8 protein-coding genes and 1 pseudogene are annotated in these 13,158 nt (G+C 66.3%); 7 read left to right on the top strand and 2 right to left on the bottom strand.

The genetic code is table 11. The features are described from left to right. Positions 1 to 9: 9 nt before the first annotated feature. A complete protein-coding gene (locus ACN6PJ_RS01995; RefSeq protein ID WP_427994217.1) occupies positions 10 to 1,170 on the bottom strand; it encodes an acyl-CoA dehydrogenase family protein in 1,161 nt (386 codons plus the stop codon). Between the two features lie 228 nt (positions 1,171 to 1,398). On the opposite strand from ACN6PJ_RS01995, the pseudogene ACN6PJ_RS02000 reads away from it, so the two are divergent. After that, positions 1,399 to 2,832, top strand: a pseudogene (locus tag ACN6PJ_RS02000) (methyl-accepting chemotaxis protein); the annotation flags it as partial. 144 nt (positions 2,833 to 2,976) lie between these two features. On the opposite strand, the gene ACN6PJ_RS02005 reads toward ACN6PJ_RS02000, so the two are convergent. Further along, a complete protein-coding gene (locus tag ACN6PJ_RS02005) occupies positions 2,977 to 4,830 on the bottom strand; it encodes an EAL domain-containing protein (RefSeq protein WP_427994218.1) in 1,854 nt (617 codons plus the stop codon). Positions 4,831 to 5,024: 194 nt separating this feature from the next. Here ACN6PJ_RS02005 and rdgB point away from each other — a divergent pair, with 194 nt between their 5' ends. The 6 genes from rdgB to ACN6PJ_RS02035 all read left to right on the top strand — a co-directional run bounded on the left by rdgB (position 5,025) and on the right by ACN6PJ_RS02035 (position 13,129). Then, positions 5,025 to 5,648: an RdgB/HAM1 family non-canonical purine NTP pyrophosphatase gene (gene rdgB, locus ACN6PJ_RS02010; protein ID WP_427994219.1), complete on the top strand. Its 624-nt coding sequence runs from the start codon at positions 5,025 to 5,027 to the stop codon at positions 5,646 to 5,648. Between the two features lie 37 nt (positions 5,649 to 5,685). Further along, positions 5,686 to 6,909, top strand: coding sequence for a radical SAM family heme chaperone HemW (gene hemW, locus ACN6PJ_RS02015; RefSeq protein ID WP_427994220.1), 1,224 nt, complete (start codon positions 5,686 to 5,688; stop codon positions 6,907 to 6,909). A gap of 184 nt (positions 6,910 to 7,093) precedes the next feature. Next, positions 7,094 to 8,506: a type I glutamate--ammonia ligase gene (gene glnA, locus ACN6PJ_RS02020; RefSeq protein ID WP_427994221.1), complete on the top strand. Its 1,413-nt coding sequence runs from the start codon at positions 7,094 to 7,096 to the stop codon at positions 8,504 to 8,506. A 180-nt stretch (positions 8,507 to 8,686) separates the two neighbouring features. Then, positions 8,687 to 9,751 (top strand): nitrogen regulation protein NR(II), encoded by a 1,065-nt coding sequence (glnL, locus tag ACN6PJ_RS02025; protein ID WP_427994222.1) that lies wholly within the window; start codon positions 8,687 to 8,689, stop codon positions 9,749 to 9,751. Next, the gene (gene ntrC / locus ACN6PJ_RS02030) at positions 9,751 to 11,241 is read left to right on the top strand and encodes a nitrogen regulation protein NR(I) (protein ID WP_427994223.1); all 1,491 of its coding nucleotides are present in this window, start codon (positions 9,751 to 9,753) and stop codon (positions 11,239 to 11,241) included. The genes glnL and ntrC overlap by 1 nt, the downstream gene beginning before the upstream one ends. A 478-nt stretch (positions 11,242 to 11,719) precedes the next feature. Further along, positions 11,720 to 13,129, top strand: a complete 1,410-nt coding sequence (locus ACN6PJ_RS02035) for a PLP-dependent aminotransferase family protein (RefSeq protein WP_427994224.1) — start codon at positions 11,720 to 11,722, stop codon at positions 13,127 to 13,129. Positions 13,130 to 13,158 lie beyond the last annotated feature (29 nt).

Below are 13,158 nucleotides of genomic sequence, written 5' to 3' on the forward strand. Positions count from 1 at the left end.
GCTGGCTTGTCAGAAGGAGCGGGGCAGGCCCAGGATGTGTTCGGCGACGTAGGACAGGATCAGGTTCGTCGAAATGGGCGCGACCTGGTAGAGACGGGTTTCGCGGAACTTGCGCTCGACGTCGTACTCGTTGGCGAAGCCGAAGCCGCCATGGAACTGCAGGCAGGCGTTGGCCGCCTCCCAGGAGGCGTCGGCCGCCAGCAGCTTCGCCATGTTGGCCTGCGCGCCGCAAGGCTGGTGGGCGTCGAACAGGCGGCAGGCCTCGTAGCGCATCAGGCTGGCCGCTTCCACGTTGATATGGGCGCGGGCGATGGGGAACTGCACGCCCTGGTTCTGGCCGATGGGGCGCCCGAACACCATGCGCTCCTTGGCGTAGGCGGTGACCTTGTCCACGAACCAGTAGCCATCGCCGATGCATTCGGCGGCGATCAGGGTGCGCTCGGCGTTGAGACCGTCCAGGATGTACTTGAAGCCCTTGCCTTCCTCGCCGATCAGGTTCTCTTCGGGGATTTCCAGATTGTCGAAGAAGAGTTCGTTGGTCTCGTGGTTGACCATGTTGGGGATGGGCCGGATCGTCATGCCGTGCTTGACGGCGTGATGCAGGTCGACCAGGAAGATGGACATGCCTTCCGACTTGCGGGTGACCTGTTCCAGCGGCGTGGTGCGGGCAAGCAGGATCATCAGGTCGGAATGCTGCACGCGCGAAATCCAGACCTTCTGGCCGTTGATGACGTAGCGGTCACCGCGCTTGGCGGCTGTGGTCTTGATCTTGGTGGTGTCGGTGCCGGTGGTGGGCTCGGTGACGCCCATGGATTGCAGGCGCAGCTGGCCGGCCGCGATGCGGGGCAGGTATTCACGCTTCTGGGCTTCCGAGCCGTGGCGCAGCAGGGTGCCCATGTTGTACATCTGCCCGTGGCACGCGCCGGAATTGCCGCCGCTGCGGTTGATCTCTTCCATGATGACCGAGGCTTCGGTCAGGCCCAGGCCGGAACCGCCGTATTCCTGCGGGATCAGGGCCGCCAGCCAGCCTGCTTCGGTCAGGGCGTTGACGAACGCTTCGGGGTAGCCGCGTTCTTCGTCGACCTTGCGGAAATATTCGGAGGGGAACTGGGCGCAGAGATCGCGCACGGCTTCGCGGATGTCCTGGTAGGCGTGGGAGGCGTTGTGCATGAGGCTGTTTCTGGATGGGTAATGGTTCGGTACAGGGTTGAATGTGCCGCAAGGCGCCGCCCCTGCCAATTCACAATTGGTTAATACGGGGTTCCTGTTCGCAAAAGCGCGGTTTCATGACGGGAGTTTGTCAGCCCGGCCCCCGGGTTGTGTCAAGAAATTGCCAAACTGGGTGTCCATAATTCGCGCCAAGGCCGCCGGGGGCGGCCAGGTAACACACGGACGGATATGCGGAAAAACATCAGGGTCACGACGGCGTTGTCAGCCATTCTTGCGTTGTTTGTGGTGCTGTTCGCCGTCGCCGCGGCGGGCGGCATTGCCGTGCTGCGCGAGAACCGCGCGGATATCGAAGCGTTGGGCCGGGGCAGCATCGAGCGGGCCAGCGACCTGTCGGACATGACGAGCCGGCTGTTCCAGGCCCGCGCCGCGCTGACGGACGCCAAGACGGCCATGGAAAGCGGCCTGGAAGAAGCCCGCGACCAGTCGCTGGGCCACGCGGACGCGCTGCTCAAGCAGGCCGCGACCAGCCTGGCGCGCCTGCGCGCGAACCCCGACACGGGCGCGCGGGGCGCGCCGCTGTTCGACCAGGTGCTGGCGGCCCACGCCGCCTTCGCGGACCAGACGCTGGCGCCCATGCTGGCCGCCATCAAGGGCTGGAACGGGATCGAGGTGAACCGGCTGGTCGACAAAGCGCTGCCGGCCAGCGGCGCCAATTACATCAAGCAGGCGGACGCCTACCAGGCCTATGCCCGGCAGCAGGGACAGGCGGCGGTGGCGGGAGCCAGCCTGATGCTGGAGCGCGTGATCGTGGTCGCGGCCGGCGTGCTGGCGATGGTGGCGCTGCTGGCGCTCCTGATCCGGCTGGCGTTCCACCGCGGCATTCTGAGGCCGTTGAACGAGGCCGGCTCGCACTTCGACCGCATCGCCGATGGCGACCTGACGGGAGCGATCGCCATGCGTGGCGACAATGAGATCGGCGTGCTGTATTGCGCGATGCGGCGCATGCAGAGCGGCCTGTCGGCGGCCGTGTCGTCGGTACGGCAGGGGGTGGAGGAAATCCATACGGGCTCGGGCGAGATCGCCGCGGGCGGCGCGGACATGTCGGACCGCACCGCCCGCCAGGCGGGCTCGCTGCAGGAGGCCGCGGCCAATCTGATGCAGCTGGCGCATACGGTGCAACTGACCGCCGGCAATGCGGACCAGGCCAGCCGGCAGGCGCGGGGCGCCACGCAGCTGGCGCAGCGGGGGGGGCAGGCCGTCGAGGAAGTGGTGCAAAGCATGCGCGGCATCGCCGACAGCGCGCGCCGGATCGGCGAGATCGTTGGCGTGGTCGACAGCATTGCCTTCCAGACCAATATCCTGGCGCTCAACGCCGCCGTGGAGGCGGCCCGCGCGGGCGAGCAGGGCAAGGGCTTCGCGGTGGTGGCGGGCGAGGTGCGCTCGCTGGCCCAGCGCAGCGCGCAGGCCGCCAGGGAAATCAAGGGCCTGATCGAGGACTCGGCCTCGCGGGTCGAGGCCGGCGTGCGCCAGGTGGGCCTGGCGGGCGAGACCATGCGCGACATGGTCGTGTCCGTGGACCGGGTGACGCAGATCGTGGCCGAGATTTCCAGCGCCACGGCGGAGCAGGCCGCGGGCATCGCATCGGTGAATGACGCGGTGGCCGATATCGAACGTTCCACCCAGGAAAATGCCGCCATGGTGGAGCAGACCGCCGCGGCGGCCGCAGCCCTGGAAGCCCAGGCCCAGGGACTGCGCCGGGCCGTCGCGGTGTTCCGGATCGCCGCGCCGGGCGGCGCGGGGCGGGACTCAGCCGTCGATCTGCGGCAGGGGAGCGCCGGCGTAGCGCTCGGTCACCAGAGACAGGTTCCCGTGCTTGACCTTGTGCTTGACGTGGGCGGCGGCCGACGCGATGTCCTCCGGACGGATGCGCTCGCATAGGGAGGGCGTGACGGTGAGGGCGCCCACCCCCAGCGTCACGAAGGGAAAGAAGCGGGGCACGCCGTAGCGGTCCTCGGCCTCGATGCCGCCGTTGCGGCGGCCTTCGTCGTCATACAGGTCGATGGCGCGTTCGTTGAACTCCGCGATGATGCGGCGGACGCGGTCCATCCAGTCCGAACTGCGCAGCAGCACCACGAAATCGTCTCCGCCCACATGGCCCACGAAGTCGCGCTGCGGATCGCAGTGGCGCTTGATGACCTCGGCGGTCAGCATGATCATGTCGTCGCCGCGCCAATAGCCGTAGACGTCGTTGAACGGTTTGAAATTGTTCAGGTCGCCATAGCAGATCGTGAAATCGTCCGCGTCCTCCAGCAGGGTGGCGATGTGCCGGCTGATGGGAATGTTGCCGGGCAGCGAGGTCAGCGGATTGGCGTAGCGCGCGGCCTCGATGCGCATTTCGGTCACCGAGCGCACCAGCGTTTCGCCGGTGGCCAGGCCGTCGTAGCGGCCCTCGCGGGTGATGATCAGGCCGTCCATCAGGTAGCGCTGGTCCTCGGAGATCAGCACGTGGCTCAACTGGTCGATGGACACGTTCAGGTCCACCAGCACCGGTTCGGCGTTCATGAAGGTCGAGCAGGCGTCGCGGCCGAACAGTTCGCGCGTATAGCGTTGCGCGTAATGCTCCAGGAAGTCGCGCCGGTTGATGATGCCGACCGGGCGGTTGTCGGCATCCACCACCGCCACCGCATGCATGCCCTTGTGCTCGATGAAGAGCCGGTGCACGTCGTCGTTGGTGTGTTCGGGCAGCAAGGCGGCGGGCGCCTCGACGCGCAGGCTGGCGGCCGTGCCGCCGGCGGCGCGCTGCGGCGCGGACGCCGGCGTGCGCGCCCGCAATGAGTCGCGCAGGGGCGGGGCCAGTTCGGTCAGCAGCATTTCGTCCGGCCGGCCCAGGAACCAGCCCTGGGCATAGCGGATGTCCAGCTCGCGCACCACGGCCAGGTCTTCGGCGGTTTCGATGCCTTCGGCCACGATCGCGGTGCCCAGGTGCTGCGCCACCTTCAGGATGGCGCGCACCATGTTCTGCTTGCGTTCGTCCTGCCCGATGCCGTCGAAGAAATAGCGGTCTATCTTGACCAGGTCCGGCTGCATCTCGGACCACAGCTGGAGATTGGAATTGCCCACGCCATAGTCATCCAGCGCAACGCGCATGCCGTGCTCGCGCAGGCAGGCGAATGCGCTGGCCACTTCATCCATGTGCTCGGACAGCGGATCCTGCTCGGTCAATTCGACAATGATGCTGGACGGCGCGAGCGCGCAATCCTTCAATAGCCGCCGGGGCATCTCGTCGCCCCACAGCGTCCAGTAATGGATGAGGGCCGAGCCGGACAGGTTCAGGAACAGCATGCCGGAGGCGTCGTGGCGCTGGAAGCCTTGCGCGCCCGCGCGGAAACTGGCCAGTTCGAGCTGCGGGTGCAGCCCCTGGCGGCGCGCTTCGGCGAACAGCGCGTCGGGGAAATGCAGGGCCGTATCGGCCGGCCCGCGGATCAGGCTTTCGTGGCCATAGACCCGGCTGTGCGGCAGGTCAACGACCGGCTGGAAGCGCGGGCGCAGCAGCCGTTCGCGCAGGATCCCGGCGAGGTTCACGTGCGCGGACGCGCGGTCCGGGTTGGAGGAGGGCGCGCGGGCCGCGGCCGGCCGGGGCAAAGCGTGAAGAGGGTCCATCGCCGGTGCGTTCAGATACGATCAGTGACAAGTTGGCCATATTGACAACAAAATATGTCTGCGTTGTTGCGCCGACGACTGGCGCGCCATCTTCAGCCGCCGCCATGGGCCTGTCAACAACGGATTGGTTTTGCGCATCCGGCCCGCAGGGGTACCGGCCGGCGCGCGTGGGCCGCCGCTATACAATTTGCCCCATGACTGCTCCCAAGATTCCCGATTCCCTGCGCCGCGTCGTGCTGGCGTCCAACAATGCCGGCAAGCTGCGCGAATTCTCGGCCCTGTTCGCCCCCCTGGGCATAGAACTGGTCCCCCAGGGCGAGCTCGGCGTGCCCGAAGCCGAAGAGCCGCACGTTACCTTCGTGGAGAATGCGCTGGCCAAGGCCCGCCATGCCAGCCGCCTGACCGGGCTGCCGGCCCTGGCCGACGATTCGGGCCTGTGCGTGGCCGCGCTGGAAGGCGCGCCGGGCGTTTATTCGGCGCGCTATGCCCAGATGCACGGCGGCGAGAAGTCCGATCAGGCCAATAACGCGTTGCTGGTGAGCAAACTGGCCGGCATCGAGGACCGCAGCGCGTGGTACGTGGCGGTGCTGGCCCTGGTGCGCTCGGAGAACGATCCGCGGCCGCTGATCGGCGAGGGCCTGTGGCACGGCGAGATCATCGACCCGCCCGAGGGCGCCAACGGCTTCGGCTACGATCCGCACTTCTACCTGCCCGACCTGGCGCTGACCGCCGCCACCCTCGACCCGGAGGAGAAGAACCAGGTCAGCCACCGCGCCCGCGCGCTGCGCGAACTGCTGGGCAAGCTGAGCCAGGCTTGAGGAGGGCGCCCCAGGGCGCCGGGTCCAGGAATCACGCATGTCCATCATCATCCCCATCCGCAACGACATGGGCGCGCCTTCCTCGCGCCCGAAACCGCCGGCCGGCGCCGCGCTGACCAGCCTGCCGCCCCTGTCGGTCTATGTGCACGTGCCCTGGTGCGTGCGCAAATGCCCGTATTGCGATTTCAATTCGCACGCCGCGCCCGGTGGCGGGATTCCCGAGCGCGCCTACCTGGACGCCCTGCGCAGCGACCTGGAGCAAGCGCTGCCTTCCATCTGGGGGCGGCAGGTGGTCTCGGTGTTCATCGGCGGCGGCACGCCCAGCCTGCTGTCTTCGGCCGGGCTCGACGAGTTGCTGGCGATGCTGCGCGCCTACCTGAATCTCTGGCCCGACGCCGAGATCACCATGGAGGCCAATCCTGGAACCGCCGAAGCCGGCCGCTTCCAGGACTACGCGGCCAGCGGGGTGACCCGGTTTTCCCTGGGTATCCAGAGCTTCGACGACGCCCAGCTGAAAAAGTTGGGGCGCATCCATGACGCCGCCCAGGCCAGGGCGGCCATCGAGATGGCGCAGCGCGCCGTGCCGCGCGTGAACCTGGACATGATGTTCGCCTTGCCCGGGCAGACGCTGGACGCCTGTCTGGCCGACCTGCGGCAGGCCGTGGCGTTCGGCACGGAGCATCTTTCGCTCTATCACCTGACGATGGAGCCCAACACGGTCTTTGCGAAGTTTCCTCCGGAGGACCTGCCGGACGACGATACCAGCGCTGCCATGCAGGACGCGGTCGAGGCGGAACTGGCCGCGGCCGGCCTGGGCCGCTACGAGGTGTCGGCCTACGCCAGGCCGGGAGCGCGCTGCCGCCACAACCTGAATTACTGGGAATTCGGCGATTACCTGGGCATCGGGCCCGGCGCCCACGGCAAGCTGTCCTTCCACGACCGGATCGTGCGCGAGGCCCGGCTGCGCGGCCCGGATTCCTGGATGCAGGCCGCCATGGCGTGCGATGGGAGCCATATCTCGGAAAGCCGGCAGGTCGGCCCCGACGAGCTGCCCTTCGAGTTCATGCTGAACGCGCTGCGCCTGAAGGAAGGCGTGGCTTCGTCGAGCTTCGATGAACGCACCGGCCTCTCCCTCGCCGTGATTGCGCACCAATTGGAGGCAGCCTCGAAACGGGGCCTGCTGGACGCCGACCCCACCCGGCTGCGGGCGACGCCCCTGGGCTGGCGATTCCTCAACGACCTGCAGGAAATGTTCCTGTAGCGGCAATGCCCCAACATGGGGCATGCATGCCCCATGCTTTGCACCATAATGGTGCTACATTTCCTCCTGACCGCAGCGCCGTCCCTCGGGAATCCCTGGGGAAAAACCTGGCACGCATATTGCTTCCCTGATTTATGCCAGTCGACGGGCAAGGCCCTCGACCTTTTTATCTAATGGAGATGACATGGCAAGCCCGAAAGACGTCCTGAAAAAGATGGCCGACAACGAAGTGAAATTCGTGGATTTCCGCTTTACCGATACGGTTGGCCGCGAGCACCACGTTTCCGTGCCCACCAGCGCTATCGATGAAGACAAGCTGGAAAGCGGGCAGGCTTTCGACGGTTCCTCGATCCCGGGCTGGAAGGGCATCGAAGCTTCCGACATGCTGCTCATCCCCGATCTGTCGACGGCCAACATGGATCCGTTCCGCGAAGAGCCGACCCTGATCCTGTCGTGCGACGTGGTCGAACCCTCGGACCTGAAGGGCTATGACCGCGACCCGCGCTCGCTGGCCAAGCGCGCCGAAGCCTACCTGAAGTCCTCCGGCCTGGGCGATACCGCCTACTTCGGCCCGGAACCCGAATTCTTCGTGTTTGACGGCGTGACCTGGAACACCGACATGTCGGGCACCTTCGTCAAGATCAAGTCGGAAGAGGCCTCCTGGTCCACCGGCCTGGATTTCGAAGGCGGCAACACCGGCCATCGCCCCGCCGTGAAGGGCGGCTACTTCCCCGTGCCCCCGGTCGATTCCTTCCAGGACATGCGTTCGGAAATGTGCCTGCTGATGGAACAGATGGGCGTGCCGGTCGAAGTGCACCACCATGAAGTGGCCGGCGCCGGCCAGCTCGAAATCGGCACCAAGTTCAGCACGCTGGTGCAGCGCGCCGACTGGACGCAGATCACCAAGTACATCATTCACAACGTGGCCCACGCCTACGGCAAGACCGCCACGTTCATGCCCAAGCCCATCGTCGGCGACAACGGCTCCGGCATGCACGTGCACCAGTCGATCTGGAAGGACGGCCAGAACCTGTTCGCGGGCAACGGCTACGCCGGCCTGTCGGAATTCGCGCTGTACTACATCGGCGGCATCATCAAGCACGCCCGCGCGCTGAACGCCATCACCAACCCCGGCACCAACTCGTACAAGCGCCTGGTCCCGCACTACGAAGCCCCGGTCAAGCTGGCCTACTCGGCCCGCAACCGTTCGGCCTCGATCCGCATTCCGTACGTCGGCAACCCGAAGGGCCGCCGCGTCGAAGCGCGTTTCCCGGACCCCCTGGCCAACCCGTACCTGGCTTTCTCGGCCCTGATGATGGCCGGCCTGGACGGCGTGCAGAACAAGATCCACCCGGGCGATCCGGCCGACAAGAACCTGTACGACCTGCCGCCGGAAGAAGACGCGAAGATCCCGACCGTGTGCTCGTCGCTCGAACAGGCGCTGGAAGCGCTGGATAACGACCGCGAGTTCCTGACCCGCGGCGGCGTGTTCAGCAACGACATGCTCTCGGCCTACATCGACCTGAAGATGGGCGATGTGAACCGCCTGCGCATGACGACCCACCCGGTCGAGTTCGACATGTACTACAGCCTCTGATGCATTGAGGCTGTGCCTGGAGGCGGCGCGATGAGGTAGGCAGAAACCAGGGCCTGCATCGCGCGCTCCTCCAGGATGCGGTTCGACGGACCGTCCGCCAGGCCCCGCGCCCGGCGGGCCGCGGCCGGGCGCCGTCGCCGTCGCGTTCCGCTTTCCCCTCACATTCGGGTATGTTGAAAAATGAATGTAGAAGCTCTCGATCTGCTAGCCACGTCCGTTTTCCTGGTCAACGAGCGCGGTCATATCGAATACGCGAACGCCGCCGCCGAGGATCTGTTCGGCCGCTCGCGCAAGCAACTGGGCGGGCACTCCGCCGCCACGCTGTTCGACAGCCCGGAAAACATCCAATCGTCCATCGACCGGGCCGCCGCCGGGCGCTATGCGGACGTGAGGCAGCTTGCCTCCTTGCGCCGCGCCGCCGAGTCCGTGGAGGTGTCGGTGACGACGATAGGGCTGACCGGCCAGCGCTGGCCGGTGCTGATCGAAACGCGCGAGATCGAGCAGCGCGTGCTGGCCGACCGCAATCATCGGCTGGTCGACGAGATCGAAGCGCACCGGGAGCTGCTGCGCAACCTGGCGCATGAAGTCAAGAATCCCCTGGGCGGCTTGCGCGGCGCCGCGCAACTGCTGGAGGCCGAGCTTCCCAGCGCGGCCCTGGCCGAGTACACCCAGGTCATCATTTCCGAAGCCGACCGCCTGCAGGCGCTGGTGGATCGCCTGAGCGGCCCCCAACGCGTGCCGCTGAACGCGCGGCCGGTGAACATCCATGAGATCTGCGAGCGCGTCTGCGCGTTGATCCAGGCCGAGTTCCGCAACGAGGTCACGCTGCTGCGCGACTACGATGCGTCGATGCCGGACCTGAAGGGCGATGCCGCCCGCCTGATGCAGGCCGTCCTGAACGTGGCGCGCAATGCCGCCCAGGAACTGGTCGCGCGGCCCCAGGGGCCGCAAACCGAACCCGGTGTCGTCACCTTGCGCACGCGCGTGGCGCGGCAGGTCATGCTGGCGCACAAGCAGCATCGCCTGGCGCTGGTGCTGTCCATCATCGATAACGGTCCCGGCGTGCCGGACCACATCCGCGACCGCATCTTCCATCCGCTGGTCACGGCCCGCGCCGGCGGAACCGGGTTGGGCCTGAGCCTGGCCCAGGACTTCGTGCAGCAGCACGGCGGCATCATCGAATTCGAATCCCGGCCAGGGCGCACCGAGTTTCGCCTGGTCCTTCCGATGGAGCCTGCACACTGATGAAACCCGTATGGATCGTCGACGATGACCAGGCCATCCGCTGGGTCCTGGAAAAGGCGCTGGCCCGCGCCGGCATCCCCACCCGCAGCTTTTCGCAGGCGGCGGACGTGCTGGAAGCGCTGTCGCACGAAACGCCTGTCGCCCTGGTGTCCGATATCCGGATGCCCGGCGGCAACGGCCTCGAACTGCTGCGCCAGCTGAAGGAGCGCCATCCAGGCCTGCCGGTGATCGTGATGACGGCATTCGCCGACCTGGACAGCACGGTGTCCGCCTTCCAGGGCGGGGCCTTCGATTACCTGGCCAAGCCGTTCGACGTAAATGAAGCGGTGGCGCTGATCCAGCGCGCCGTGCAGGAGTCGGCGCAGCCCGAGAGCCCCGAAGGGCAGGGCGAGTCCGCGCAGAACAACGAACGCTGGATGATGACGCAGTCTTCGTCCACCGCTATGCAGGAAGTCTTCCGGGCGATCGGCCGGCTGGCGCAGTCCAAGGTTACGGTGTTGATCACGGGCGAGTCCGGCACCGGCAAGGAGCTGGTGGCCCGCGCCTTGCACGGGCACGGCGTGCGAGCGGGCGGTCCGTTCGTGGCGCTGAATGCCGCGGCCATCCCGCGCGACCTTCTCGAAGCCGAACTGTTCGGCCATGAGCGCGGCGCCTTCACGGGCGCCAATAACCTGCGCCGCGGCCGCTTCGAGGAAGCGCATGGGGGGACGCTGTTCCTGGACGAAATCGGCGATATGCCGATCGAACTGCAGACGCGCCTGCTGCGCGTGCTGGCCGAAGGCAGCTTCTATCGCGTCGGCGGCGCGCAGCCCGTGCGGGTGGATGTGCGCATCGTGGCGGCCACGCACCAGCCGCTGGAGCAGCGCGTCGAGCAAGGCCTGTTCCGGGAAGACCTGTTTCACCGCCTGAATGTGATCCGGCTGCGCCTGCCGCCCCTGCGCGAGCGGGTGGAAGACATTCCGGCGCTGGCCAGCCACTTTCTCGGCGCCAGCGCCCGCGCCCTGGGCGTGCCGGTCAAGCGCCTGACGCCCGAAGCGCTGGCGGTGCTGACCAAGTTCGATTTCCCGGGCAACGTGCGCCAGCTGGAGAACTTCTGCCACTGGCTGACCGTGATGGCGCCGGGCCAGACGGTCGAGCCCGCGGACCTGCCGCCGGAGATCCGCGCCATGGAGCACCAGCAGCACGCCAGCCCCGCCGCGCGTCCGGCGGCCCCGGTGGCGGGGGCTGGAACCGTCCTGAGGGCGTCCGAGCCCGTGGACGAGGATTCGCCGCGCAACTGGCAGGATTCGCTGCTGCGCGATGCGCAGTACCGCCTGGAACGCGGCGAACCCGCGGTCATGGCGACGTTGACGCGGCAGTTCGAGAAGATTCTGCTGCAGAGCGCGCTGGATGCCAGCCGGGGACGGCGGGTGGAGGCGGCCAGCCGGCTGGGGATCGGGCGGAACACGATTACCCGGAAGTTGCGCGAGCTAGGGATTGAGGACGAATGATCCTCCAGGCGCTTCCTGCCTAAGCATCATTGCCCGTCGGGCGGCGTCTTGTTTTGGGCGCCGCCCGTTCTTTTGACGCCGTCCGCGCCGAGCGCCTGGGGCGCGCGGATCGACGCTCGCGCACGCGAACGCGGCGAGGGTTCCGCTACGGTCCTTTAGTCTCCTTTTCCTCCTTCTCCTTTTTTGCGCCATCGTAATGGGACTTGATGGCGAGAAACATGCACGTGCCCAACACGAGGAGCTTGAATGCACCGAAGACGACAGGGACCCAAAAATCCATCATTTCCTCAAAACGCTGCTTCCGCAGCCACATTGCCTGCCCATCGGCCAGGCAAAGACAAACGACCGTAGCCGTCGCTATACTCCCTACAAGTTTTCGGATTTTACCGCTAAAATCCATACAAATAGTTGAAATGTTAGTTTTGTACGGCTTTTCTGCTTGGGAAAGTGGCATAAAACCCATACATAAAGATAGGACATGTCTCTCTCTCGCCGCCTGAAGAAAGCAAACGTGGCTTGGGTGCGGCCCCTTACCGCGGGCTCCGGCTCCCGGTACCAGCAAATCGCCGCGCAAATCGGTACAGCGGTGGAGGACGGGGTGCTTCGGCCTGGCGATCGCCTGCCCCCGCAGCGCGAACTGGCCCAGACACTGGGAGTCGACCTCACGACCGTCACTCGCGCGTACACGGCGGTTCGCCAGAAGGGGATCCTGGAAGCCCAGGGAGCGGGCGGAACCTATGTGGCCTATTCCGGGTTGGAAGCAGGCGGGACGATCGATCTGGGAATGAACATCCCTCCTTTGCTCGGCAGTGCGGAGTTTTCGCAAATGCTTGCGCAAGGCAGTGGCGCAACGCAGGCGGCAGCGAGCTCGATGGATCTGATGAGCTACCACGTGGGTGCCGGGGCCAACCGGCATCGCGCGGCGGGAGCGACATGGCTGCGGCCGATGATAGGCAGCGCGGACATCGAGCGGATCGTGGTTTGCCCAGGCGCCCAGACCGCTATCGCGGCACTGCTTCTGGCCAGGAGCCAGTCCGGAGACGCCATCGCCTGCGATGAGTTGACCTATCCAGGCTTCCTGGCCGCTGCCCGCTTGCTCCAGCGCCTGGCGGTAGGGGTGAAGTCGGATGAACAGGGAATGGATCCTGCCGACCTCGAACGAGTGTGCGAACAACATCGTCCCGCGCTGCTGTACCTGAACCCGACGATCCAGAACCCGACTGCGCTGACGCTCTCCACCGAGCGACGCACGGAACTGTTGCGGGTTGCAGAGAAATATGCGCTGCCAGTCATTGAAGACGATCCATACTGGCTGTTGGCCGAGCGTCCGCCGAGCACGATGTTTTCATTGGCCGCCAGCACGGCTTCGACTCCCGTTTACTACGTCTCGACGCTATCCAAATGTATAGCGCCGGGCCTGCGAACCGCTTACCTGGTCGTGCCTTCCGGCGAGCCGTTAAGCCCTGTTCTTGATGCCCTGCGTTCGCTGGCCCTGATGCCCGCGCCCTGGATGACTGAAATGGCGTCGGCATGGATAGAGTCGGGCGCCGCCAGTCAATGGCTCGCACAGATCAAGAGCGAGCTGCGGCATCGGCAAACGATCGCGGCATCGATCCTCCCGGGGAATATCCAGGCCGACCCGAATGGGCTTCATCTCTGGCTCCAGTTGCCGCACCACATCGACTTCTACCGGCTTACCCAAACGGCGCTGGAACAAGGGGTGAGCGTCACTGACTCGGAGTCATTTTCCACGGCGTCCTTCAGCCCCGTCGCGCTTCGTGTGTCATTGGGAGGAGCCATCGATCGAAACCGCCTGACGCACGGCCTGACCCGGTTGGCGGAGTTGCTCAAGGGCGATCTTGCCAGGCGGGTTTCGAACGTCGTCTGATCGGCAAGGCGCCAGCCGCACGCTGCCTT

Origin of the sequence: Achromobacter sp., from assembly GCF_050285585.1 — a bacterium.
In the GTDB taxonomy this organism is placed as follows: Bacteria; Pseudomonadota; Gammaproteobacteria; order Burkholderiales; family Burkholderiaceae_B; genus Achromobacter.